General features: G+C 63.2%; 23 protein-coding genes and 2 pseudogenes. 14 read left to right on the plus strand and 11 right to left on the minus strand.

Features of this window, described 5'->3' with window-relative positions; all coding sequences use genetic code 11:
- Positions 1-81 precede the first annotated feature (81 nt).
- The 3 genes and pseudogenes from HPO_RS03530 to HPO_RS03540 all read left to right on the plus strand — a co-directional run.
- Positions 82-1,554 (plus strand): annotated as a pseudogene (locus HPO_RS03530) (leucyl aminopeptidase); the annotation flags it as partial.
- A 226-nt stretch (positions 1,555-1,780) separates the two neighbouring features.
- Positions 1,781-2,254, plus strand: coding sequence for a DNA polymerase III subunit chi (locus tag HPO_RS03535; RefSeq protein ID WP_035594547.1), 474 nt, complete (start codon positions 1,781-1,783; stop codon positions 2,252-2,254).
- Positions 2,255-2,259: 5 nt separating this feature from the next.
- A complete protein-coding gene (locus HPO_RS03540; RefSeq protein ID WP_035594551.1) occupies positions 2,260-2,568 on the plus strand; it encodes a hypothetical protein in 309 nt (102 codons plus the stop codon).
- A gap of 2 nt (positions 2,569-2,570) precedes the next feature.
- Here the strand turns inward: HPO_RS03540 and HPO_RS03545 are convergent, their stop codons facing one another.
- On the minus strand, positions 2,571-2,909 hold the full coding sequence (locus HPO_RS03545) for a zinc ribbon domain-containing protein YjdM (RefSeq protein ID WP_035594554.1): 339 nt from the start codon (positions 2,907-2,909) through the stop codon (positions 2,571-2,573).
- 154 nt (positions 2,910-3,063) lie between these two features.
- Here HPO_RS03545 and ndk point away from each other — a divergent pair, with 154 nt between their 5' ends.
- Positions 3,064-3,486, plus strand: a complete 423-nt coding sequence (gene ndk, locus HPO_RS03550) for a nucleoside-diphosphate kinase (RefSeq protein ID WP_035594557.1) — start codon at positions 3,064-3,066, stop codon at positions 3,484-3,486.
- Between the two features lie 162 nt (positions 3,487-3,648).
- Here ndk and HPO_RS03555 read toward each other — a convergent pair whose 3' ends face one another.
- Positions 3,649-4,362 carry a DUF1003 domain-containing protein gene (locus tag HPO_RS03555; RefSeq protein WP_035594559.1) on the minus strand — a complete coding sequence of 238 codons (714 nt, stop codon included), beginning with the start codon at positions 4,360-4,362 and terminating at the stop codon, positions 3,649-3,651.
- A gap of 105 nt (positions 4,363-4,467) precedes the next feature.
- Between HPO_RS03555 and HPO_RS19545 the strand changes: the two genes are divergently transcribed.
- Complete coding sequence (locus tag HPO_RS19545; protein WP_051612226.1) at positions 4,468-4,806, plus strand: hypothetical protein; 339 nt, start codon at positions 4,468-4,470, stop codon at positions 4,804-4,806.
- The gene (locus HPO_RS03565) at positions 4,806-5,225 is read left to right on the plus strand and encodes a phage holin family protein (protein ID WP_035594563.1); all 420 of its coding nucleotides are present in this window, start codon (positions 4,806-4,808) and stop codon (positions 5,223-5,225) included. The genes HPO_RS19545 and HPO_RS03565 overlap by 1 nt, the downstream gene beginning before the upstream one ends.
- Here HPO_RS03565 and HPO_RS03570 read toward each other — a convergent pair.
- The 4 genes from HPO_RS03570 to purM form a co-directional block, all read right to left on the minus strand.
- Positions 5,222-6,235: an NADP-dependent oxidoreductase gene (locus HPO_RS03570; protein WP_035594566.1), complete on the minus strand. Its 1,014-nt coding sequence runs from the start codon at positions 6,233-6,235 to the stop codon at positions 5,222-5,224. The two genes, HPO_RS03565 and HPO_RS03570, sit on opposite strands and share 4 nt — an antisense overlap.
- 14 nt (positions 6,236-6,249) lie before the next feature.
- Positions 6,250-6,564: a GNAT family N-acetyltransferase gene (locus HPO_RS03575; protein WP_035594569.1), complete on the minus strand. Its 315-nt coding sequence runs from the start codon at positions 6,562-6,564 to the stop codon at positions 6,250-6,252.
- 149 nt (positions 6,565-6,713) lie between these two features.
- Complete coding sequence (gene purN, locus HPO_RS03580) at positions 6,714-7,298, minus strand: phosphoribosylglycinamide formyltransferase (RefSeq protein ID WP_035594572.1); 585 nt, start codon at positions 7,296-7,298, stop codon at positions 6,714-6,716.
- The gene (purM, locus tag HPO_RS03585; protein WP_035594574.1) at positions 7,295-8,323 is read right to left on the minus strand and encodes a phosphoribosylformylglycinamidine cyclo-ligase; all 1,029 of its coding nucleotides are present in this window, start codon (positions 8,321-8,323) and stop codon (positions 7,295-7,297) included. Before purM ends, purN begins: the two co-directional genes overlap by 4 nt.
- Positions 8,324-8,467: 144 nt before the next feature.
- Here purM and HPO_RS03590 point away from each other — a divergent pair, with 144 nt between their 5' ends.
- From HPO_RS03590 to HPO_RS03605, 4 genes are all read left to right on the plus strand, one after another.
- On the plus strand, positions 8,468-9,487 hold the full coding sequence (locus HPO_RS03590) for a hypothetical protein (protein ID WP_035594576.1): 1,020 nt from the start codon (positions 8,468-8,470) through the stop codon (positions 9,485-9,487).
- The gene (locus tag HPO_RS03595) at positions 9,484-10,215 is read left to right on the plus strand and encodes a P-loop NTPase family protein (RefSeq protein ID WP_114105299.1); all 732 of its coding nucleotides are present in this window, start codon (positions 9,484-9,486) and stop codon (positions 10,213-10,215) included. Before HPO_RS03590 ends, HPO_RS03595 begins: the two co-directional genes overlap by 4 nt.
- A gap of 67 nt (positions 10,216-10,282) precedes the next feature.
- On the plus strand, positions 10,283-12,421 hold the full coding sequence (locus HPO_RS03600; RefSeq protein ID WP_035594819.1) for an RNA degradosome polyphosphate kinase: 2,139 nt from the start codon (positions 10,283-10,285) through the stop codon (positions 12,419-12,421).
- Positions 12,418-13,905: a Ppx/GppA family phosphatase gene (locus HPO_RS03605; RefSeq protein WP_035594578.1), complete on the plus strand. Its 1,488-nt coding sequence runs from the start codon at positions 12,418-12,420 to the stop codon at positions 13,903-13,905. Before HPO_RS03600 ends, HPO_RS03605 begins: the two co-directional genes overlap by 4 nt.
- Before the next feature lie 7 nt (positions 13,906-13,912).
- On the opposite strand, the gene rnd is transcribed toward HPO_RS03605, so the two are convergent.
- The gene (gene rnd, locus HPO_RS03610) at positions 13,913-15,079 is read right to left on the minus strand and encodes a ribonuclease D (RefSeq protein WP_035594581.1); all 1,167 of its coding nucleotides are present in this window, start codon (positions 15,077-15,079) and stop codon (positions 13,913-13,915) included.
- A gap of 97 nt (positions 15,080-15,176) precedes the next feature.
- On the opposite strand from rnd, the gene aspS reads away from it, so the two are divergent.
- Entirely contained in the window at positions 15,177-17,000 is a 1,824-nt protein-coding gene (aspS, locus tag HPO_RS03615) for an aspartate--tRNA ligase (RefSeq protein ID WP_035594584.1), read from the plus strand.
- 85 nt (positions 17,001-17,085) lie between these two features.
- Here aspS and HPO_RS03620 read toward each other — a convergent pair whose 3' ends face one another.
- Positions 17,086-17,808 (minus strand): pentapeptide repeat-containing protein, encoded by a 723-nt coding sequence (locus HPO_RS03620; protein ID WP_162173997.1) that lies wholly within the window; start codon positions 17,806-17,808, stop codon positions 17,086-17,088.
- Between the two features lie 177 nt (positions 17,809-17,985).
- Positions 17,986-20,238, minus strand: a complete 2,253-nt coding sequence (locus tag HPO_RS20800) for a TSCPD domain-containing protein (RefSeq protein WP_051612229.1) — start codon at positions 20,236-20,238, stop codon at positions 17,986-17,988.
- Between the two features lie 206 nt (positions 20,239-20,444).
- On the opposite strand from HPO_RS20800, the gene HPO_RS03630 reads away from it, so the two are divergent.
- From HPO_RS03630 to HPO_RS21185, 3 genes are read left to right on the plus strand one after another with little or no spacing between them, the layout of a single operon-like run.
- A complete protein-coding gene (locus tag HPO_RS03630) occupies positions 20,445-20,837 on the plus strand; it encodes an NADH:ubiquinone oxidoreductase subunit NDUFA12 (RefSeq protein WP_035594587.1) in 393 nt (130 codons plus the stop codon).
- Positions 20,830-21,381 (plus strand): outer membrane lipid asymmetry maintenance protein MlaD, encoded by a 552-nt coding sequence (gene mlaD / locus HPO_RS03635; protein ID WP_051612230.1) that lies wholly within the window; start codon positions 20,830-20,832, stop codon positions 21,379-21,381. The genes HPO_RS03630 and mlaD overlap by 8 nt, the downstream gene beginning before the upstream one ends.
- Positions 21,378-21,929 (plus strand): DUF2155 domain-containing protein, encoded by a 552-nt coding sequence (locus HPO_RS21185; protein ID WP_051612231.1) that lies wholly within the window; start codon positions 21,378-21,380, stop codon positions 21,927-21,929. The genes mlaD and HPO_RS21185 overlap by 4 nt, the downstream gene beginning before the upstream one ends.
- A 23-nt stretch (positions 21,930-21,952) precedes the next feature.
- On the opposite strand, the pseudogene aat reads toward HPO_RS21185, so the two are convergent.
- Both aat and accC read right to left on the minus strand, forming a co-directional pair.
- A pseudogene (aat, locus tag HPO_RS20175) lies at positions 21,953-22,549 on the minus strand (leucyl/phenylalanyl-tRNA--protein transferase); the annotation flags it as partial.
- Between the two features lie 57 nt (positions 22,550-22,606).
- Entirely contained in the window at positions 22,607-23,980 is a 1,374-nt protein-coding gene (gene accC, locus HPO_RS03650) for an acetyl-CoA carboxylase biotin carboxylase subunit (protein ID WP_035594592.1), read from the minus strand.

Here is a 23,980-nt window from a genome sequence, read left to right on the forward strand (position 1 = left end):
GAACCGGAATTGGCAGCATTTCTCTAGCTAACGAGTTGCGCTTGGCGCGTCGATGCTTAGTTTCCGCTTCAAACGGAGTTTCCACACATGAAGATTACATTCGCAGAAGCCGCAAAGGCCGACATCGCCGCTTTCATCGCCGATGAAGGGGCTGGTCTGCCGGGCAGCGCAGAAGCGCTCGACAAGGCCGCGGGCGGTCTGATCGCTGAAGCCATCGAGGGGGGGCGATTCGACGGCAAGGTTGGCCAGCAGGTGGCGGTTGTGCTGCCCAAGGGTTCGGACGCGCGCCGCGCTGTCGTTCTGGGCGGTGGCAAGCCGAAGAAGCGCGACGCTCGCGCCCTGGAGAATATCGGCGCCCATTTCATCAAGGCGTTTGCTTCCTCCGGCTTCAAGTCGGCCTCGATTACCGTTCACACCGCCGAGGAAGCTGCGCGTATCGCCGCCGGCGCCAAGCTCGCCGCCTACCGCTTCGACACCTATTTCACCAAACTCAAATCCGACCAGAAGCCCAGCCTTTCGGGCCTGACCATCGTGTGTGACGATCCCAAGGCCGCCAAGGCTGCTTTCGTCCTGCTGGACGCTGCTACGGACGGTACCTATCTGGCGCGCGACCTCGTCAACATGCCGCCCAACGACCTTCACCCGGAAAGCTTTGCCGAGAAGATCAAGGAACTCGCCGATCTGGGCGTGGAAGTGGAAGTCCTCGGCGAGAAGCAGATGGCCAAGCTCGGCATGGGCGCGCTGCTCGGCGTCGGCCAGGGTTCGGTGAAGGAAAGCCAGCTTGGCATCATGAAATGGAATGGCGGCAAGCCGGGTGAGGATCCGGTCATCCTCGTCGGCAAGGGCGTCTGCTTTGATACGGGCGGCGTCTCGCTGAAGCCTGGCCCCGGCATGGAAGAGATGCGCGGCGACATGGGCGGCGCGGCGGCAGTCACCGGCACGATGCGCGCGCTCGCCCAGGCCAAAGCCAAGGTGAACGTCGTCGGCCTCATCGGCCTTGTGGAAAACATGCCCGATGGCAACGCCATCCGCCCCGGCGATATTCTCCGCTCGGCCTCCGGCCAGACCATCGAAGTGCAGAACACCGACGCCGAAGGCCGTCTCGTTCTGTGTGACGTGCTCTGGTACGCGCAGGAGCATTTCAAGCCGAAAGCCATTGTGGACCTTGCCACGCTGACCGGTGCCATCGTCATCTCCCTCGGCCACCATCATGCCGGCCTCTTCACCAACAGTGATGACCTGGCCGACGAGCTGACCAAGGCGGGTCTCGCCGAAGGTGAGCGCGTGTGGCGCCTGCCGATGGGCTCGGAATACGACTCGCTGCTCAAGTCGAAGTTCGCAGACATGCGTAACATCGGCGGGCGCGCAGCCGGCTCGATCACGGCAGCGCAGTTCCTCAAGCGTTTCGTCAAAGACGGCGTGCGCTGGGCGCATATCGACATCGCTGGCGTTGCCTGGGTCGAAGGCGAGAAGTCGCCAACTGATCCGAGCTGGGCATCGGGCTACGGTCCGCGCCTGCTCAGCCGCTGGATTGTGGATAACTACGAGGCGTAATTGCCCCGCTCTCATCGCTCGTCACCCTCGACGGGCAACGCCCGTCTGAGGGCCCATCTCCAAACCTCACCGTCTGCGAAAGCGGAAGGGGCAGGAGATGGGCGCTCAGATGGCTTTCAGCCATCGGGCGTGAACAACGGGTAGGTTCCTTTATCCGTTGCCCCCGGCTTGCAACCCTGCTCATCCTGAGCGAAGTCCAAGGACGAGCAGAGGAGCGCGCCGCAAAGTGTCCCAGCCAGCAGCCCCCGAATGGTGGTTCTACCATCTCTCGCGCAGCGCGCTGGAAGAGGCGGCCGCGCCGCTTCTGCAGAAATGCCTCGAAGTCGGCTGGCGCGTGCTGGCCGTTTCTCCGCGTGCGGAGCGCCTCGCCAAGCTCGACGCGGTGCTCTGGACGTTTGAGGACGCTTCCTTCCTGCCGCATGGCCAGGCCGATGCGCCGGGGCTGGATGTCGCCCGCCAGCCGGTGCTGCTCTCAGCCAAGCTCGCCAACGCCAACAACGCCGAAGCCCTGATGCTGATGGACGGCGTGGAAGCGCCGGTGGACGCCGCCTTCAAGCGCTGCATGGTGATGTTCGAGGACGCCGACACCGGCACCCGCAACAAGGCCCGCGCCCAGTTCAAAGCTGCCAAGGACGCTGGATTAGTGACGCGCTATTTTCAGCAGACGGAGCGTGGCGGCTGGAAAGAGGCGGGGGTTTAATCAACATGAAACGTCCCAAAGTGCGTCTGTCGCGTCTTAGAGACATCGGCTGGAGGCTCTGGGACCCAATCGGCTTGTTGGCAAATGCCGCGAGCTGGGAAACTTGCGGATTTGAAGACGAGTACGATGGCTATCTGATGCGTGCTGCAACGATGGTTCGAGATGGTGAAGCTGCAAGCGTTGTCGTAGATTACTTAATCTGGGCGGAGATAGAGAATATGGGTCTTTCTCTATCGCCGGACGCTCGAGAGAGGGCGGAGGCGGTTGTGAAGGCAATTCAGTCAGACGAACAGATTTGGTCCAACTTGTCCTAGACTCACCCCTTCTTCACAAACTCCGATTTCAGCCCCATCGCGCCCACGCCGTCGATCTTGCAGTCGATGTCATGGTCGCCGTCCACGAGGCGGATGTTCTTCACCTTGGTGCCGCGTTTCACGACCAGGGACGAACCCTTCACCTTCAGGTCCTTGATCACCGTCACCGTGTCGCCATCGGCCAGCACATTGCCGACCGAGTCCTTCACCACCTTCGGCCCGTCTTCAGCGGCGGCCTCGCCCGGCGCCCATTCATGCGCGCATTCGGGGCACACCAGCAGGGCGCCGTCTTCATAGGTGAGGGTGGAGCCGCATTTGGGGCAGGAGGGAAGGTCGGACATGGGCAGGGGTCTTTCGAATGGCGGGGCCTCAACGCCCCTAATCCCCGGCGGGCACCACTGCAACCCCCGGTATGTCCCCGCTTGCCCCGGCGGGCAGGCGCCGCTATAGGCCCGGCAAATCCCCGGAAACAACCAGAACTACAGGAAGCCCCTCATGGCCGTGCAGCGCACCTTTTCCATCATCAAGCCCGACGCCACCGAGCGTAACCTCACCGGCGCCATCAACGCCGTGATCGAGAAAGCCGGCCTGCGCATCGTCGGCCAGCGCCGCATCCAGATGACGCGCGCCCAGGCTGAGCGTTTCTATTCGGTTCACTCGGCCCGCCCCTTCTTCGGCGAGCTGGTGGATTTCATGATCTCCGGCCCGGTCGTCGTCCAGGTTCTGGAAGCTGAAGACGCCATCGCGAAATACCGCGAAGTGATGGGCGCCACCAATCCGGCCGACGCCGCTGAAGGCACCATCCGCAAGCTGTTTGCCAAGTCGATCGGCGAGAATTCGGTCCACGGTTCGGACTCGGCTGAAAACGCCGCCATCGAGATCGCTCAGTTCTTCTCCGAAGCTGACATCACCGCCTAAGCGGCGCGCCCCAGGGCGAAACATCAAGCCGGAGGCTGGGCCCGCCCGCCTCCGGTTTTTTGTGTCCGGAATTGTCCCATCGCTGTCCGAAACTGTCCGGATTTGTCCATGAGAGGGCTGGCGTTGTCACGGGAATGACGCCCGCTGACCCGGTTTTGAGGCCTAATTGCGGGCGCCGTCGCCCCGCGCGGCTTCTTCGAGAAGCTCGATCTGAAGCCTCTGGATCGAGGCAAGCCTTTCCCACTGGCGGTGCAGGTGAAGGTCCAGTTTCTCGTGCAGGTGCCGAATTTCCAGCTCCGCCTTGAGGTTCACCTTATAGTCGTTCTCCGAACGTAGCCTGTCCTTTGCCTCCTGGCGGCGCTGGCTCATCATGATGATAGGCGCCTGCAAGGCCGCAATACAGGAGAGGACCAAATTCAATAAAATGAAGGGGTAAGGGTCAAACCTGCCCAGGATGAATCCCGTGGCGTTTACCAGCATCCAGACTATCAGGATGAAGCAGAACAGCAGGATGAACGTCCAGGAACCGCCAAACCGCGCCACAGCGTCAGCGGCCCGCTCGCCAAAGCTGCGCGCATCGTCCCAGCCGGCATCTGGCTCATCGGCCACCAGGGTGCCCGTCTCCAGGCTCTGCAGAACCTGTTCGTCGAGCGCTGTCAGCTCGCCGCGCTCCTTTTCCAGCAACTGCTCAAGATACAGCCGCCGCATCCTCGCAATATCAGGCAGGCAGACATGCTGGTCCGGCTGGATGTCAGGCAATTGCGCGCGCAGGGCCGCCTGCGTGCCCGGCGTTGAGTCGCACACTCGCCGGACTTCCGCGAGAGAGAAGGTCTTGTGACATACCGCGCAGGTAACGTCGCCAGTATCCGCAGCCATCAGCTTTTCCCATTCAGAGTAAAATTGGCCGGTTAACCTTCATCCAAAAACAATAAAAATCTGATATTGCAAATGCTGGAAGTAAATTTTCAGGTAGTATGTCCCATGTCCAAAGCGCCCAAAAATACCGAAGCAAAACAAGGCTCAGAAGACCTGGAAGCCCGGCTGGTATCGCTGCGTGCGGAGATTGATGAGATCATGGCGGCTCTCGCGGAAAAGGCACAGGCTGAGGCTGAAGAAGCAACGCAATCTGCTGCAGATACTGCAGAAGACATTGGCGAGGAAGTTCTCAAGGAAGCCCGCCGTGCCCTGAAACAGATCCACAAGCAGGCCAATTCGCTGGAGAAGACGCTGGGCGTGCAGACCCGCGCCAACCCGCTGCAGACACTGCTGATCGCCTTTGGCGCCGGCTTCGTTGTTTCGCTGCTGATGACGCGCCGCTGATGTTGTCTTTCTTGTCGTCGTTGCTGCAGGGCCAGGTAGGCGAGCAGGTGAACCGGGGCATCAAGGGCCTTGGCACGCTTGCCGTCGTCGGTGTCATGCTGCTCACGGCTTACATCGCGGCTGTGGCGGCGCTGGCATTGTTCCTGGCGGAACGGATGAGCCCCTGGGCCGCCGCTGCCTTCATCGCGCTCGGCTTTTCCCTGATGGCAGGGGCGATCCTGCTGGTCATGTCGATGAAGAATAACGCGGAGAACCGCGCCGAAGAGGCCGCTGCCAAAGCCCGTCAGGACGCGCAGCAACAGATGCTTTCGGCCCTCACGGGCGGAGAAGGCGGCGGCAAGCAGGCGATGGTGATCGCCGCGATTGCCGGCATCGTGCTTTCCAGCCTGCTCGGCAAGGGCGATGGCGACGACGACTAATCCGCGCCGACCCTGACCACGCGGCGGCCGGTATTCTCGCCTCTGAAAAGCCCGCAGAAGGCTTCCGGCATCGCGGCGATGCCCTCGAAGCGTTCTTCCTGCGTCTTCAGCGTGTCGCCCGCGATCATCTTCGCCATGCTGCCGAGTGCTTCGGGGAAGCCGCGCGCAAAGTCGAACACGACGAGGCCCTGCATGTTTACCCGGTGGGTGATGAAGGGCTTGGTATTGACGATGCCGGGGGTCTCCTCGGGTGTCAGGTTATAGTCGGCGACCTGCCCGGAGATGCAGATGCGTCCGTTCAGCGCCATCAGCGGCAGCACACGGTTGACCATCGCATTGCCGACATTGTCGAACAGGATGTCGACGCCTTTGGGAAATTCGGCGGCGATGGCGGCGGTGAGGTCGTCGGCGGACTTGTAATTGATCGCCGCGTCGAAGCCGGCGACCTCCGTCAGCCAGCGGCATTTCTCATCCGATCCCGCCACGCCGACGACTTTCGAGGCGCCCCAGCCTTTGGCGAGCTGGCCCGCCGTGGCGCCCACCGGACCAGCGGCGGAAGTGATAAGCACCGCGTCGCCTTCCTTGAAGCGGGCCACATCCTTCATGCCGAACCAGGCCGTCAGCCCCGGCACACCCAGGACGCCGATCCAGGCCGAAAGCGGAACGCCCGGCACATCGGCCACCTTGCCGATGAAACCTTTGCCGGATTGGAGCGAATGGGTTTTCCAGCCGCCAGCGCAGAACACTTTCGTGCCCACCGGCCAATCGGAATGGTTGGAGGCATCAACCACACCCACGCTGAAGCCATCAATGGGTTTGCCGAGCGGCAGTGCGGCGGCGTAGCTGTCTCCGCCAGAAAGGCGCGAACGGGTGCCGGGATCGACCGAGCACCAGGCATGGGCGACGCGAAACTGGCCGTCCTTCGGCTCTGGCAGGGGCAGGGTTTCGAGGCGGAAATCAGATGGTTTGGGCGCGCCCTCGCAATACTGGGCCAGCACGATCTGCTGCATGGATTGGTCGCTCCTCAAGGATCTTCACCCGGCTTGGTTGTGAACAGATCGGACCATTCAGGATGCTTGGCATATTGCCCGCGCACATAGGGGCAAACCGGCACGATCTTGAATCCCTTGGTGCGGGCGTCTTCCAGCATGAAATCGAGCAACGCGCGGGCCACGCCGCGCCCGCCCATCGCTTCGGGGACGCGAGTATGGTTGGCGCTGATGATGCCGGGGGCGGGATAGGTGAACTCGATCTCGCCGACCGCATCAATGCCGTCGATGCGCGCGGCATAGCGGCCTTTAGGCTCGCCATCCTCGCGGTTGATCACGATGTCGCTCAAGCCAGCCTCCGATGCCCTGTTCCGCCATGCCTTCGGGGATAGCGGCTGGAGGCTGCGGTGTCCACAAGGGCGCGGAACCGCCTCATGCATCCAGACTGAACCAACCTCCCGAACGGCTCACCCTGAGCGTTGCGCTGGGTGGCTTGGGGTCAGGTCCTCAGCCGCGCGCAGGCGATGGCGAGGGCGCGGGGATACAGCCTGTGCTCCTCCGGCAGCAGGCGCGCGGCGAGGCTGTCGGCGGTATCGCCCGGCAGGATGGGGATGGCGGCCTGCGCGATGATCTCGCCCTCATCCACGCCCGCGCTGACCCAATGCACGGTGCAACCGGCTTCGCGGTCGCCCGCATCAATCGCGCGCTGATGGGTATCGAGGCCTTTGTATTTGGGCAGCAGCGAGGGGTGGATGTTGATCATCCGGCCTTCCCAGCGGGTGACGAACCAGGGCGTCAGCACGCGCATGAAGCCCGCCAGCGCGATGATCTCGATGCCAGCATCGCTCAGCGCCTTGTCCAGTTCGCGTTCGAAGGCTTCGCGGTCTTTGCCGTAGAGTTTATGGTCGATGGCGAGGGTGGGGACGCCGGCGCGGGCGGCGGTTTCGAGACCTTTGGCATCCGGGCGGTTGGAGAGGACCAGCGCGGGCTTTGCCGGAAAGGCGGGATCTTCGGCAGCCTTCAGCAGGGCTTCCATATTGGAGCCGCGCCCTGAAATCAGGATCGCCAGTTTCAGGTGGTTCATGCGCTGGCGAGCTCGCCGACCACGCGGGGGTCTTCACCGGCAGCTGTCAGCTCGGCCATAACGGCGTCTGCCTCTTCAGGCGCAACGGCCAGCACGAGGCCGATGCCCATGTTGAAGGTGCGGTGCATCTCTTCCAGGTCGACCTGACCGGCATCCTGCAGCCACTGGAACACCGGAGGCGGCGTCCAGGCGGCGCGGTCGATGCGCGGGACCAACTCGTCCGGGCACATGCGGGGGGTGTTCTCGGTGAGGCCGCCGCCTGTGATATGCGCGAGGCCTTTCAGCTTTCCGGCGCGGATCAGCGGCATGACGATGGGCGCGTAGAGGCGTGTCGGTGTCAGCAGCGCTTCGCCAAGGGTTTCCGAATTGGAGAAGGGCGAAGGGCCGCCATAGAACAAGCCCTCGCGCTCCACGATGCGGCGGATCAGCGAATAGCCGTTGGAGTGGGGGCCGGAGGAAGCGATGCCGATCAGCACATCGCCCGGTTTCATGTCGCCCATGCGGGGCAGCACTTTGGCGCGGTCCACAGCGCCGACGACGAAACCGGCGAGGTCGTAATGGCCGGGGGGATACATACCGGGCATTTCGGCGGTTTCCCCGCCCACGAGGGCGCAGCCAGAGCGGCGGCAGCCTTCAGCGATGCCGGAGATGACGGCTTCAGCGATGCCGCCTTCGAGCTTTCCGGTGGCGAAATAGTCGAGGAAAAACAGCGGCTCAGCGCCTTGGGCGAGCACATCATTGGCGCACATGGCCACAAGGTCGATGCCGACGGTGTTGTGGATGCCGGTCTCGAAGGCCAGCATCAGCTTGGTGCCGACGCCGTCTGTGCCCGAGACGAGGATGGGATCGTCATAGCCGGCAGCCTTCAGATCGAAGAGGGCGCCAAAGCCGCCGAGGCCGCCCATAACACCGGCGCGGGCGGTCGCTTTCGCCATCGGTGAGATTGCATCGACGAGGCGTTCGCCTGCCTCAATATCGACACCAGCGTCACGGTAAGAGAGAGGCGTCTTGGATGGAGTGTTCATCGGATTCTAGCCCCTCGGTTTGCCTGAATCGGCGCGTTAGCATGAGCAGGGGCCAAGTTCCAGTGAAGCTTCGGAAGTGAAGCAGCAGGTTCCCGCAGCCCGGATGGCTTGTTAGAAGGGGCACCGACAAGGAGTTTAACCACGATGATTCGATGGGTACTTGCCGCCGCGTTCCTGATTTTTGCCGCAACGCCGCTGGCTTTCGCTGACATCCGCGATGTTTACACGATCCGCGATATTGAGGTGGATCAGCAGGCCGCCACGGTGATTGAAGCGCGCGAAGCGGCGATGGCCTCGGCCCGTTCTGCTGCGGCGCGCGCCCTCATCAACAAGATCACGCTGGCGTCCGACCGGAATGCCGCCGGTGGCATCCCGATTGATGGCGCGCTGGCGGCCCGCATGACGGCGGCTGTCGATGTTCAGGAAGAGACCGCAGGCGCAGGCCGGTATCGCGGCAAGCTGGCCGTGGTGCTGAACCCGCAGATCGTGCGGGCGCATCTGGACTCCCTGAAAGTGCCCTATCTGGATGCCCAAGCCCCGCTGGCGCTGATGGTGCCGGTGACCTCCAACGCCGCTTCGGCAGATCTCTGGCGCCAGGCCTTTGGGGAACGCAACAATGGTGCGCTGGTCCCCTATGTGACCGCTGTGGGCAATTTCTACACGGCCTACAGCGCCTGGCCCGAAATCTCGGCTGAGGCCGTGCCGGTGAATGCCCGCCGCGCCCTGATCGCTGATCTTCAGGGCCGGGAAGGCGCTTGGCGCGTGGTTGTCTCGTCTGTAACCGCCGTGGGTAATGAGCCCGTAGGTGCAACGCCGCCGGTGGCAACGCTGGCAGATGCGGCGAAGGCGGTCTCGACCCTGCTGGGCGAAAGTTGGAAAGAAGCCTCCATCGTACGCGATGGCAGCCGCACCAGCGTGGAAGCCTCGGTGCGCTACACCTCGCTGGCCGAGTGGAACACGCTGCGCGGGGCGCTGGCACGCTCGCCGCTGGTGTCGGATTTCCGTACCAAGGCTGTGGCCCGCGAAGGCGCGCTGGTATCGTTTGCCTATGCCGGTGATGAGAACCGCCTGCGCAGCGATCTGGTTCAGCGCGGTGTGAGTATCGGCCGCGAAGACGGCAGGCTGACGCTTCGTTCGGCCGTTTCAACGACCGGTATCCAGTGACATCTGATCCTAACGGACCGCAGGACAGTCCGGCGCAGCCCCTGCTTTCCTTCCCGGCACCCGAGGCGCACTGGGATGGGCTGGTGCGCGGCGCGGCCAATGATGTGGCCGCCGGGCTGGCAAGCCGGCCGGAGGCGTGGGCGACCCATGCCCTCTGCGTGACGGGCCCGGCCTTCTGCGGGCTCAGCTATCTGGCGCGGGCGTGGGCAGACCGGTTTGGCGGGCAGTATTTGACCGCGGCAGAGTTCAATACGCTGAAACTCGGCGCGCTCGATGCGCTGGCGGCCGGGCACGTGTCGCTTGATGATGCTGATCTGATCGTGGCCAAGCGGGATGAGCAGTTTCTGTCCTTCTACAACATGGTCGGCGCCAAGGGCGGGCGGTTGCTGTTGGTGGCCCATTCCGGGCCGGCGGCCTGGCGCACGGGCATTGCCGATCTGCGCTCGCGGCTCAACGCCATGCCGCTGGCTGAAATCAGCCAGCCGGACGAGGATCACCTCCGGGCGCGGCTTCGAGCCGCAGCGGCGCAGCGTTTCATGAAACTGTCGCCGGAGACGGTCAATTACCTCGTGCCCCGTATTGACCTTTCCTATGAGGCGATTGAGACCCTGATGGACAGGCTCAGCGGGGCAGTGAGCATGGCCGGGAAGGCGCCGGGGCTGGCACTTGCCCGCGCGGTGCTTGAAGGTTTGGATGAAGACGGCGAAGAAGACGAGGGCGCAGGCTGAATGCCGGGCGCCGGAGCAGGGGTGACCGATGCCGGACGGGCAACAGCAGCGCGCAATCAGACAGCTCATGGCGTCGCCGCAGAGATTCCTGAACCGGGAGCTTTCCTGGCTTCAGTTCAACCAGCGTGTGCTGGACGAGGCGGATAACCCCGCCCATCCACTACTGGAACGGCTGCGGTTCCTGTCGATCTCGGCCAGCAACCTCGATGAATTCGATATGGTGCGCTATGCGGGCCTGCGCGAGCAGGTGCGCGCCGGCGTGACCAGGCCCAGCCAGGACGGCCTGACCCCGGCCCAGCAGGTAGCCGAAATCGAGACCGCGTCGCTGCGCCTGATCGCGGCGCAGCTTGACCAGTGGCGAAAGCTCAAGGCCGAGATGGCCGAGCAGGGCATTTTCGTGCTGGAGCCGAGTGAGCTGACCCGCAAGGAGCGGGCGGAGCTGCAGGAATATTTCAATACCAATATCTTCCCGATCCTGACGCCGCTGGCAGTGGACCCGGCACATCCCTTCCCGTTCATTCCCAATCTCGGCTTCACCATTGCCTTCGACCTCGAGTCCGAGACCGGCGGGGAGGGGCAGGTCGGCATTGTGCCGATGCCGACTTTCGTGCGCCGGTTCATCCGCCTACAGACGGGTACCAAGCCGGGCATCCGGTTTATTCCGCTGGAGGATGTGATCGGGATGTTCCTGGGAAACCTATTTCCAGGATTCAAAGAGGTGGGGCGCTGTCTTTTCCGTATCGTACGCGACAGTGATATCGAGATCGAGGAAGAGTCTGAAGACCTTATCCGCGAATTCGAGGTGTTGCTGAAGCAGCGCCGCCGGGGCCGGATTGTCCGTCTGCGGATGCAGGCGAGCGCGCCGGAGAAGCTGCGCGAGTTCATCATGCGCGAGATGGGGGCGGAGCCCTCAGATATCGTGCTTTATGATGGCATTCTCGGCATGGCGCGCCTGTCTGAGCTGATCGTGGATGACCGGCCTGAATTGTTGTTCCCGGCCTATGAGCCGCGGTATCCCGAGCGCATCCGTGAGATGGGCGGGGATATATTTGCGGCCGTCCGGGCGAAGGACATTCTGGTTCACCACCCCTTCGAGAGCTTTGACGTGGTGGTGGAATTTGTGCGCCAGGCGGCGGCAGACCCGCTGGTGGTCGCGATCAAGCAAACGCTTTATCGCACGACCGTGAATTCCCCCATTGTGGGCGCGCTGATCGAGGCGGCGGAATCCGGCAAGACGGTGACGGCGCTGGTGGAGATCAAGGCGCGCTTTGATGAGGAGGCGAACCTGCGGCTGGCGCGCGACCTGGAACGCGCCGGTGTGCAGGTGGTTTACGGCTTCATCGAGTACAAGACGCATGCGAAGGTGTCGCTCGTGGTGCGCCGCGAGGGCAATGAACTTCGCACGTACACGCACTATGGAACCGGGAACTACCACCCGATCAATGCGCGGATCTATACTGATCTTTCCCTGTTCACGGCGGATCAGGGGCTAGGGCGGGATGCCAACCGCCTCTTCAACTATGTGACGGCGTATCGAGAGCCGCCCGAAGTGGCGCCGCCCTTTGAGGTGATCGGCATGTCACCCGTTACGCTCAAGAAGCAGTTGATCGAAATGATCGAGGTGGAAGCCATGGCCGCCCGGAAGGGCAAGCCGAGCGGCGTCTGGGCCAAGATGAACAGCCTGGTTGATCCAGATGTGATCGACGCGCTTTACAAGGCCAGCCAGGCGGGCGTTCCGATTGTTCTGGTGGTGCGGGGCATCTGCTGTCTGCGGCCGGGCATTCCCGGCGTGTCGGAGAATATCACGGTCAAGAGCATCGTTGGCCGTTTCCTGGAGCATTCGCGCATCCTCTGCTTTGCCAATGGCGAAGCGCTCCCCTCGGCGAATGCGAAGGTGTTCATGTCCTCGGCGGACTGGATGCCGCGCAACCTGATGCGCCGCGTGGAAGTGCTGGTGCCTCTGACGAATCCTACCGTTCATCGGCAGGTGCTCAATCAGATCATGGTTGCCAATCTCAACGATGAGCGCCAGACGTGGCTGATGCACTCGGACGGCACCTATGAGCGGTTTCCTGTGTCTTCGCCTGAAACAGCCTTCACAGCGCACGGATACTTCATGGACAATCCCAGCCTATCTGGACGCGGCAGCGCGCTGGAAGTCAGCCTTCCGCCGCGCCTCTCCTATCGCGAGATCCAGCCTAAATGAGTTTTCCCAAGTCCAGGCTGGCGGGCGTTATCGATATCGGGTCGAACTCGGTGCGCCTGGTGATTTGCGAGGTCATGGGGGCCTCGATCCTGCAGACCTTCAATGAAAAGGTCATGGCGGGCCTAGGTGAAGGGATGCCGAAGACGGGCCATCTCTCCCCCAAGGGTGTTGAAGCGGCGCTACAGGCCTTGAGCCGTTACCGCGCGATCCTGCGCGCGCTGAATGTGGAGACGTATCAGGCTGTCGCGACGGCTGCCGTTCGGATGGCGGGCGATGGCGAGGTATTTCTCAAACAGGCCGCCAAGGTGCTTGGCCGGCCTGTCCGCCTGCTGAGCGGGGAGGACGAGGCGCGGCTTTCTGCGCGCGGCGTTGATCTCAGCATCCACAACCCCATGGGACTGATCGGGGATCTGGGGGGCTCCAGCCTGGAGCTGAAGCGCATCGGTTTGGAGAAGGGGCTGGACGCGGGCGAGAGCCTGATGCTGGGCCCCTTGGCGCTGGGCGATATCGTCAACGATCCCAAGGAGCTGCGCAAACGGGTGCGCGAGGCACTCAAGGCCAGCGAAGTGATCAAGGGAGCCAAGGGACGATTTTATGCCGTGGGCGGCGCATGGCGCGCGTTCGGCCGGCTCGTGATGGAAATGGACAAGTATCCGCTGCATGTGCTGCAGGGTTTTCAGATCAATGAAGGGCAGGTGGCGCGGGCGGCAAAACTCTGCCTCGATTCATTGACCAACCCAGCGGCCCGCCAGCAGATCGAGACGATCGACAAGAAGCGCGCGAAACATTTCCCGATGGCGGCGGTGCTGATCGAAGAGATCCTTTCTGTCAGCGCGCTGGAAGGGGTGACTATTTCTGCGGCGGGTGTTCGTGAGGGTGTCCTGCACGACCTTCTGAGCATGAGCCTGGATGATCCGCTGGCGGATGGAATCATCGCCTATGCGCGGTTGGATCATAACCAGATTGCCTTCGGGCGCGCGCTGCACGATTTCATTTCGCCTGCGCTCATCCCGCAGCCTGACCTGTTCGGGTCGCCCGCCGCAGACATCCGTATAGAGATGGCTGCGTGCATGATGGCGGACAGCGCGGGACGGTTCCATCCTGATCACCGCGCCGAGATGGCCTATGATCAGGCGCTGCGCGCGCCCTATCTGGGTGTGACGCATCCTGAGCGCGCGATGATCGCCCATGCCATCGGCTGCCGCTATGAGAAGGATTTCAAACGCCCGGTCGAACATGTGGCCCTGACCACGGAGCAGCAGGCGGAACGGGCAAAGCAGATCGGCCTGCTGATGCGCCTGGGCGCGGTTTTCTCCGGCCGCTCTGGCCCCATTTTGCAGCGCGCTTCACTTCGCCGGGAAGGCGACGTCCTGGCGCTGGAGGTTCACCGCAAGGACGCCAACCTCATTTCAGAAACGGTCGAGCGGCGCCTTGCGCAGGCGGCGAACATGCTGCGCCTGAAATCAACCACGCTGGTGCGCTGAATACGCCTTACACGTCGAACAGGCGAACCTGGCCGCCGGCGAAGGACACAGCGAGCTTGCCTGACAGGAGGGCGATCGCCTTCTTGCCGAACATGTCATAGCGCCAGCCGGTCATGGCCGGGATGTCTTCGCTGGTCTCGCCGCGGGCGATCCGGTCGATGTCGCTGGAGTTGGCAATCAGGCGCGGCACGACATCGTGTTCGTCGGAGATGTGCTTGAGCAGCACTTTCAGCAGCTCCGGCGCACCTGCCGGGATCTGCGGGTTCTGCACCGGGCGTGTCAGCTCGGGCGCAAAGGCGTCCGGGTTGGCGAGCGCTTCCTTGATGGCCTCGATCAGGCCCTGGCCATGTTTGGAGCGGATGAAGCCGTTGGGCACCGCGCGCAGCTGGTTGAAGTCTTCTTCGGTGCGCGGCTTCTGGGCGGCGATCTCCTGGATGGCGTCATCCTTCAGGATACGGCGGCGGGGTTTGTCCAGCTCCTGCGCCGTGCGTTCGCGCCAAGCGGCGACGGCGACGACGATGGCGGCATAGTCTTTCTTGGGCATGCGCAGTTTCAGGCGCTGCCAGGCATTCATCGGGTCGGTGTCATAGGTGGCCGGGTCTTCAAGCTCGGCCATCTCTTCGCGCACCCAGTTGAGGCGGTCAGTCTTCTCCAGCTCGTCGCGCATCTTCTGATAGGCGTCGCGCAGGTGGGTCACGTCGCCCAGCGCGTAGACCAGCTGTTTCTGGCTGAGCGGGCGGCGCATCCAGTCGGTAAACTGGCTGGACTTGTCGATATGCTTGCGCAGGACGCGCTGGATCAGGTTGTCGTAGGAAATCGAATCGCCAAAGCCGAGCGCCATGGCGGCAACCTGGGTATCGAACACCGGGCCGGGGGGATGGCCGATCAGCCGGTTGAAGATTTCAATGTCCTGACGGGCCGCGTGGAATACCTTAGTCTGGCGGTCTGAGGCGATCAGATCCAGGAAGGGCCGGATATCAAGGTCTTCTGCCCTGGGGTCGATCAGGCCCTCAACGCCGGGGGCGGAGGCCTGGATCAGGCAGAGTTCCGGCCAATATGTCGTCTCCCGGTGGAACTCGGTGTCCACGCAGACAAAGTCGGATTCGGCGAGCGCGCCGCACAGATCTTCCAGTGCGGACTGCTCTGTGATGGGGGTCAGGGTGTTGTCAGTCATCCCTTGAGCGCTTATCGCACCAACTTGACAAAGGCGAGGGGGTCTGTGCCCTACGCCGCTTCTTTCTGATTCAGCGATTTTCCGGAGATTTCGCCCGATGCATGCCTATCGCACCCATACCTGCGGCGAGCTGCGCAAATCCCATGTGGGAGAAACCGTAAAGATTTCAGGCTGGCTGCACCGCCGCCGGGATCATGGCGGGGTCATGTTCATCGACCTGCGCGATCATTACGGTCTCACCCAGATTGTCTTCAATCCGGGCTCGCCGGGCTTCGCCACGGTTGAGCGCCTGCGCGCGGAAAGCGTCATCACGGTTGAGGGCAAGGTGGTTGCCCGCGACGCTGAACTGGTGAACGCAAACCTTGCCACCGGCGAGATCGAAGTGGTGGGCGGGGAAGTCTCCGTCCAGTCCGAAGCCGCCGAGCTGCCGATGCCCGTGTTTGGCGACCACTCCTATCCGGAAGAAATCCGCCTCAAGCACCGCTATCTGGACCTGCGCCGCGAGCAGCTGCACAAGAACATGATCCTGCGCAGCCAGGTGATCGCCAGCCTTCGCCGCCGCATGGTGGCCGAAGGCTTCACCGAATACCAGACGCCGATCCTGACGGCCTCCAGCCCTGAAGGCGCCCGCGACTTCCTCGTGCCGAGCCGCCTGCATCCGGGTGAATTCTACGCCCTGCCGCAGGCGCCCCAGCAGTTCAAGCAGCTGCTGATGGTGTCGGGTTTCGACCGTTACTTCCAGATTGCGCCCTGCTTCCGCGATGAAGACGCGCGCGCCGACCGCTCGCCCGGTGAGTTCTACCAGCTCGATATCGAGATGAGCTTCGTGACGCAGGAGGACGTGTTCGGCGCGATTGAGCCGGTCATGCGCGGCGTGTTCGAGGAGTTTGCGGACTGGGAAGGCAAGGGGCGCACTGTGCCCGCCGGCCCGTTCCCGCACATTCCCTACGCTGAAGCGATGCTGAAATACGGCGTCGACAAGCCGGACCTGCGTAACCCGATCATTTGCTCGGATGTTTCCGACATCGTAACGCGCGATGACGTGACCCTCGCCGTGTTCAAGAAGATTGTGGCGGGTGGCGGCATCGTGCGCGCCATTCCGGCACCGAATTCCGCTGAGCAGCCCCGCAGCTTCTTCGACAAGATGGACGCCTGGGCGAAGAAGGAAATGCAGGCGCCGGGCCTCGGCTACATGCGATTCGTGGAAGAGAACGGCCAGCTGGCCGCGACCGGCCCGATTGCCAAGTTCTTCGAGCCGGCTGCCCTGGCGGCGCTGGCTGAGCGCGCCGGCATCAAGGCAGGCGACGCGCTGTTCTTCTCTGCCGGCGACAAGACCGCCGCCGTGAAGCTGCAGGGACAGGCCCGTATTCGCATCGGCGAGGAACTCGGCATCATTGAACCCGGCGTGTTCCGCTTCTGCTGGATTGTCGATTTCCCGATGTATGAATGGGATGAAGACAACAAGAAGGTGGACTTCAGCCACAACCCGTTCTCGATGCCCCAGGGCGGCATGGAGGCCCTGCTGGCGGCCGATACGGTCGAGAAGCAGCTGGACCTCAAGGCGTTCCAGTACGACATCGTGTGTAACGGTGTGGAGCTGTCTTCGGGCGCGATCCGGAACCACCGCCCGGATGTGATGCTGAAAGCGTTCGAGTTGGCCGGCTATGGCCCTGAAGTGGTCGAGGCGAAGTTCGGCGGCATGCTGAACGCGTTCCGCTATGGCGCCCCGCCCCATGGCGGCATTGCGCCCGGCGTTGACCGGATTGTCATGTTGCTGGCCGAAACCGACTCACTGCGCGATGTGATCCTGTTCCCGATGAACCAGCAGGCCCGCGACCTGCTGATGGGCGCGCCGAGCCCGGTAGACGAGCGCCAGCTGAAGGAACTCAACATCCGCCTCGCGCCGGTGGTGAAGGCGTAAGCCTCACCCCTGAGCCTTGGGCCTGAAAACGAACCGCCGGGCGACGAGCCCGGCGGTTTTGATTCGTGGCTGTGATCGGGCGGGATCAGTCCTCAGTTTTTATGAGAGACACATCGCACATGGGCAGGCTCATATTTGCCGGCAGGCGGGTGGTGAGTGAACCGCAGGCGCCGGCAAAGTCTGCCGTGGATGCGCCGGTGATACCGGTCAGGTCTGCGCCCGGCAGGCGGGCGTCCCGGAAGGAGGCGTTGGACACGTCTGCCCCGGCAAAGCTGGCATCTGTCAGGTTGGCGCCATTGAAAATGGTGCCGCGCAGATTGGCCCGGTCCATCACAGTGTCGGTGCAGTTGGCGCCGGAGAGATCTGCGGTTTCAAGCCGTGCGAAGAGGAGCGTGGCGCCTTCGAAATTCACGCCGATCAGGCGGGCTTTCTCAAGGTTTGCGCCCTGCATGCGCGCGCGGCGGAAATCAGCGCCTGAGGCGAGTACGTCCTGCATACGGGCGTTGTTGAACACGGCATCGGCCAGGCGCCCGCTGGTCAGATCTGCCCCGCGCAGGTCGGCGCCGGTAACATTGGCGTTCTGCATATTGACCGCAGTGGCTCGCACGCCGCGCATGAAGGCGTAATCGAAGCGAGCACCGGAATAATTGGCGCCGTTCAGTGTCCATCCGGCGAGGTTGCGCCCGGAGAGATCACAATCAGCACATGCACCAATATAGCTGGGAGACCATGCAACGGGCTGGCTTTGAGCCAGAGCCGTGTTGGCAAACGCAGCCGTCATGAGACCGGCCAGTGAGATGAGACGCATTTGTGGCGCGAACATATGACTTGGATAATGGCAATTCTGAAAACTCTAAACTGAACAAACAGTAAGAAGTGTAAAAGCCGCGTAACTGTTGCATGCGTGCAATAACTCTTGCACTTGCCGCTTGGTTAATTGCCTGCCCCGAGGGGCAATTTACGGCTGGTCACTCGCGTGTGGGGATTATTGGGTGGCTCTGCTTTCTTCACCGCAGGTGTCGCAGGCGTGGTGTCCGTCCGGGCCTGCTTCAAAAAGGGTAAAGCTTCCGCAGGCCGGGCAGGCTTGGGCGAGATAGGCCGGCGTCAGGTCAATCGTGCCGTCATCATCTGCATCTGGCTCCTCCGCAGCCTTCTCGGCCCGCCGCTTGTTCAGAATCACGATGTTGTCCGGCAGCTGGCCACGGGAAAAACCGCGGGAGATAATCTGGGCTGCTTCTGTGGTGAACGCGGCAGTCTGCGCGCCGCGTGTGGCGTCGCCCGCGCCCCGGCCGAGGCCATCATGGGTGACATCGGCTTCGGCAAGATCATCGCGGCCCAGATAGGAGAGGGCAAGCTCGCGGAAGATATAGTCGAGAATCGAGGTGGCCTTGGTGATCCGGTCATTGCCGGTCACTTCCCCGGCCGGTTCAAACCGGGTGAATACGAAGGCGTCTGCATACTCTTCCAGCGGCACGCCGTATTGCAGGCCCAGCGAGACGGAGATGGCGAAATTGTTCATCAGGCTGCGGAAGGCGGCGCCTTCCTTGTGCATGTCGATGAAGATTTCGCCCAGGCTGCCATCATCGAATTCGCCGGTGTGGAGATAGACCTTGTGGCCGCCGACGGTGGCTTTCTGGATATAGCCTTTGCGGCGATCCGGCAGGCGTGTGCGGCGCACGGGTGGGCCCTGCTCTGTGAGCACCGGCAAGGCGGGCAGGGCTTCAGCGTCCTCGGCAAGTTCTTCGGCGAGCGAGAGGATCTGTTCCATGCGCTCCCGCACGTCTTCCGAGGGCGGGGTGCGGTGGCCGGTAAGCAATACGGAGAGGCCAGCCGCCATCGCCGCCTCGGCCATGGCCAGCCCTTCCTGGGCAGGCACGCGGAGCATGGCCATGCCATTGAGGGCCCGGGCGGCTGCGGAGGTGAAGCGCAGCTCGGCATCCATCGAAACGTTCAACGAGAAGCCGGCAGTGGCGAGGCCTTTGCCGGCAATGTCTTCCACCGCGCCGTCGATGGCGGCTTCTGCCGAGGCAATGTCTTTTTTGGAGAAGCCGACGGCGGACAGCAGCGCGCGGCCATCGGAGTCGAAACGCTCCGGCGACAGGCGCAGGTCATTGGTGATGATCTCGTCGCCCAGCACCCAGCGGGAGAAGGCCGCATTCAGCGGCAGGCCATCGCCAATGGCGCGGGTGACGCGCTCAAGGGCATCGTCACTGAAGCCGCGATCCCGCAGCTTTGAGCGGCCAAGGGCGGCGTCCAGATCCTGCTCACCGGCACTGGCTAGCCGGCCCAGCAGGACCGGGAGTTGTTCGGGCGCGCGGCGGGCAAGGCCGAGGCGGGCGGCCCGGCCGAGGGAGGGAGATTCCTCGCCATAGGCGAGCACGGTGCGGACCGGAGCGGCGCCTTCGCTTTCACAATCTGGCAGGACGCCGCCAAGATCGCTCAGCGGCAGGATAGCCACCTGGCAGCCCCGCCGTCCGGCAGCCTTGATGGCTTCAAGGCCCAGCACCCGGGCATGGGCGGCCGGCAGGGCAGCGCCGGTCGCGGCGGTGCGGACGAGCGCAGTGAGGGCGGCGCCAGCAGCGATGCCGGCTTCGGAAGCATAGTCGAGCCCGAGGGACATGACCGCCGCGCCAAGCCCGGCGATGACCAGCACGCCATCTGGCAGCGAGCGGGCAGCTGCGTCGGCAGCGCTCACGAGATAGTCCGCCTCAAGCCCGCCAGGGCCGATGGCAGCCGCCACATCAATCACGCGGCAGCGGGTGGCCGCGTCGGGCAGGGGCGCGCGGGCAAGATGGATCTCGGCGCCTTCGTCCAGCACCGCATCGAGGGCGGCGCGGACGGGCGCGTCGAGATGGCCGGTTTCGAACATGCCGGGGCGGGGCGAGGGCGTGCTGACGGCTGCCGCACGCAGGGCAGCCGCGGTTTTCTGGATACCGCCAGGCTGGCGGAGGGCCTCTTCCAGGACATCCTGCGGCAGGCCGGCGGCAATGGCTTCGGCAAGCTCGGCATTACGCGGCGCATCCCCGAGGCGCTCAAGCATTTCGGCGGTGGCCAATTGGGAGACCCCGAGGAGATTGGCAGCCGACCAGGCGGCCCGCACCTGTTCCAGAGCGGCGGGCGTCAGCGGCTGAAGGGCGCGTCCGGCCGAGCGGGAAATGTCCCGCATCCTTACCTCTCGGGAGATCAGCCCATCGGCTTCTGCTGCTTCGAGGATTTCCGAATGCGATTTTGCCGCCATCTGTCCCGTGCTCCTGCCGAATCAGTCCTGGTCAGGGTGCCTGCTCGCCCTCTTTGCGGCAACCGCTTTTCAGGCGCTCAAAGCAGTGGATTGCCTGTAATGACGCGCCCCGCGCGCCCAGGGCGCATTGCCTGCCTGCCATGGATGGATTAATCGCCGGGGCATCGCCATATTGCGGCCATCAAACACGGTCAGGAAAGCCTCAGATGCTGAAGCAGATATTCACCTGGTGGAGCGGAAACACCGTCGGAGCCGCCTTCGACATCAAGCGGCGTTCGGCCTTTGTCGGCACCGATGAATACGGCAACCGCTATTTCGAAGAGAAGAAACCCTCGATCGAAGGCCGCCGCCGCCGGTATGTGATGTATAACGGGTTGGCAGAACCCTCCAAGGTGCCCGCTGACTGGCATGGCTGGCTGCACCACACGCTGGACGCGCCGCCGACCAAGATGCCGCTGGAGCGCCGCGAGTGGGAGACCGACCACATGCCGAATATGACCGGCACGCCCTATGCGGTGAAGCCCAAGGGCTCTCTGTCCAACCAGCGTGAGCGTCAGCGCTCCGACTCCGATTACGAGGCGTGGACCCCGGATGCGTGAATCGTTTTTTGAAACCCTGATCGGGGCCGTGGTCGTTGGTGTCGCTGGCTTCTTCCTCTGGTTTGCCCTGGCACGAGGCGGCGATTCGAGCGGCATGGGCGCCAACCAGTACGAAGTGACCGCACGCTTCAACAGCGTATCGGGCATCTCGCGCGGATCAGACGTGCGCATTGCGGGCGTGAAGGCCGGGGTTGTGAAATCCATTGATGGCGACCCGCAGACCTTTGAAGCGGTGCTCAAGCTCGCGCTCGATTCGAAGTGGGAGCTGCCCGACGATACCGACGCGCGGATTTCCACGGATGGTCTGCTCGGCGGCGCCTATATCGCGCTCGAGCCCGGCGCCGGTTTCGACAACATTGCGCAGGACGGCACGGGCGAAATCCAGTTCACGCGCGGCAGCGTCGATCTGCTGACCCTGTTTGCATCCTTCGCATCAGGCGGCGGTGGTGGCAGCAGCAATAGCGGCACGTCTTCTTCTTCGGCCGCAGATGATTTCGGCCCTGTGGATCCCCCGGAAGTTCCCTCTGATGGAGCTGGTGAATGAAAATTGCTTCGCGCCTTCTGGCAGCTACCGGCTTTGCCGTAGTGGTGGCTCTGACCGCTTCGGCGAGTACGATGGCGCAGAAGAACCAGGCGACGCTGCGCGCTCTGGACAAGATTACCGGGCGCTCGACGGACATTGTCGTGAAGGTGGGCGAGCCGGTGACCTTCGGGTCGCTGCGGGTGGAGCTGAAAACCTGTTATCAGGCGCCGCCTGAAGAAGTTCCCGAAAGCGCTGCCTTCCTGCGGATCGCTTCGACCCAGCCTGTGGCGGTGGAAACCATGGAGGCTGTCGCCGCCAAGGACGCGCCCGCTGCGGCCGCTCAGAACCCCACCCTGTTTTCAGGCTGGATGTATGCCTCTTCGCCGGGTCTCAACGCGCTGGAACATCCGGTTTATGATATCTGGGTGATCCGTTGCACGGCGCCGGAGCCGGTAAAACTGCCGGAACGAGTAACCATCCCGGAAAGTGTCGAGCCGCTGTATGATGACATGCCGGCCGGTGTAACCGAAACTGAAACCCCGCCGGACGAGGACATCCCGATCGACTGATCGGAGAGCGCCTCCGGCAGGCTTCCATGAAAATCTGCATCGACCTTCAGCGCCGCCTTCAGGCGCGCCTTGAATGCGTCGCGGCTGATCTCGATCAGGCCGAACTGCACGAGGTGCGGGTTGTGGAATTGCGCGTCCAGCAGCACATAACCCCGGTCAATGAGCCGGGCGACCAGATGCACCAGCGCAATCTTTGACGCGTCCGTCGCGCGGGAGAACATGCTCTCGCCAAAGAAAGCGCCGCCGAGGGCCACACCATAGAGACCGCCCACAAGCTCGTCGCCGTCCCAGCATTCCACCGAATGGGCAAAGCCCTGCCGGTGCAGCGTGCTGTAGAGGTTCACGATGGGCGAGTTGATCCAGGTGTTCGGGCGATTGTCATGCGGCTCCCCGCAGGCTTCGACGACGCGCGTGAAGGCAGTGTCAAAGCTGACCCGGAACGGGTCCTGGCAGACCCGGCGCTTCAGGCGTTTGGGAATGTGGAACGCGTCCAGGGGCAGGATGCCCCTGAAGTCCGGGTCGACAAGGAACAGCCGCGGATCATCCCGCGAGTCGGCCATGGGAAAAACGCCCCGGCGGTAGCAGGCAAGCAGGTCTTCAGGGCCGAAGCGGGCGGACATCAGATCAAGATATGGGTTGCGCCGCGTTGACTGTAAACGCGGCGCAATGACGGGCCCTTATTCGCCCGGTTGGATCTTGTTCTCGGCCAGGAATTTCTCGAGCCAGTGGATGTTGTAATCCCCGGCCTGAACGTCATCGTTTTCCACAAGGCGGCGGTGCAGATCGAGTGTCGTGTGAACGCCGCCGACGACCATTTCCTGCAGGGCGCGCTTGAGACGCATCAGGCATTCGCGGCGGGTGCGGCCGTGGACGATCAGCTTGCCGATCAGCGAGTCGTAATGCGGCGGGATGCGGTATCCGGCATAGGCGGCGCTATCGAGGCGCACATCCGGGCCTCCCGGCGCATGGAACTCGGTGATGAGGCCCGGCGATGGCACGAAGGTTTCCGGATGTTCGGCGTTGATGCGGCACTCGATGGCGTGGCCGACGAGCATCACATCTTCCTGGCGGAAAGAAAGCGCCTTGCCGTCGGCAATGCGGATCTGCTCGCGCACAAGGTCGATGCCCGTGATCATCTCGGTGACAGGGTGTTCGACCTGAAGGCGGGTGTTCATTTCGATGAAATAGAACCGGCCATCTTCGTAGAGGAATTCGATGGTGCCGGCGCCGCGATAACCGAGCTTCTGCATCGCGCGGGCTACGATGCCGCCGATTTCCTCGCGCTGCACCTGATTGAGTGCTGGCGAGGGGGCTTCCTCGAAGACTTTCTGGTTGCGGCGCTGGAGGGAACAGTCGCGTTCCCAGAGATGGGCGACGTTGCCGTGGGTGTCCGCAATCACCTGGATTTCGATGTGGCGCGGGCCCTGGAGGTATTTTTCCAGATAGACAGCGTCGTCACCGAAGGCGGCCTTGGCCTCGGTCTTCGCTGTTTTCACAGCGTTTTCGAGGTCCGCCTCGGTCATCGCCAGCTTCATGCCGCGGCCACCGCCGCCGGCAGACGCCTTCACGAGCACCGGGAAGCCGATTTTCTTGGCAGCCTTTTTGGCTTCGGCGATGGTTTCCACCGCGCCATCGGAGCCCGGCACGCAGGGCACGCCAGCCTCGATCATGGCCTGTTTGGCGGCGATCTTGTCGCCCATGACGCGGATATGTTCTGCCGTCGGGCCGATGAAAGCGATGCCGTGGGCTTCGACCATTTCGGCAAACTGGGCGTTTTCCGACAGGAAGCCATAGCCGGGATGGATCGCGTCAGCGCCGGTGATTTCGGCAGCGGCGAGAATGCGCGACTTCTTCAGATAGCTTTCCGAAGACGGGGCAGGCCCGATGCAGACGCTTTCGTCAGCCAGGCGCACGGCCATGGCATCGCGGTCTGCCTCGGAGTGAACGACGACGGTGGAAAGGCCCATTTCCTTGCAGGCGCGGTGGATTCGCAGGGCGATTTCACCGCGATTGGCGATCAGGACCTTCTGGATGGGACGGGGAGCCGACAT

Source organism: Hyphomonas polymorpha PS728 (genome assembly GCF_000685315.1).
Lineage (GTDB): Bacteria > Pseudomonadota > Alphaproteobacteria > Caulobacterales > Hyphomonadaceae > Hyphomonas > Hyphomonas polymorpha.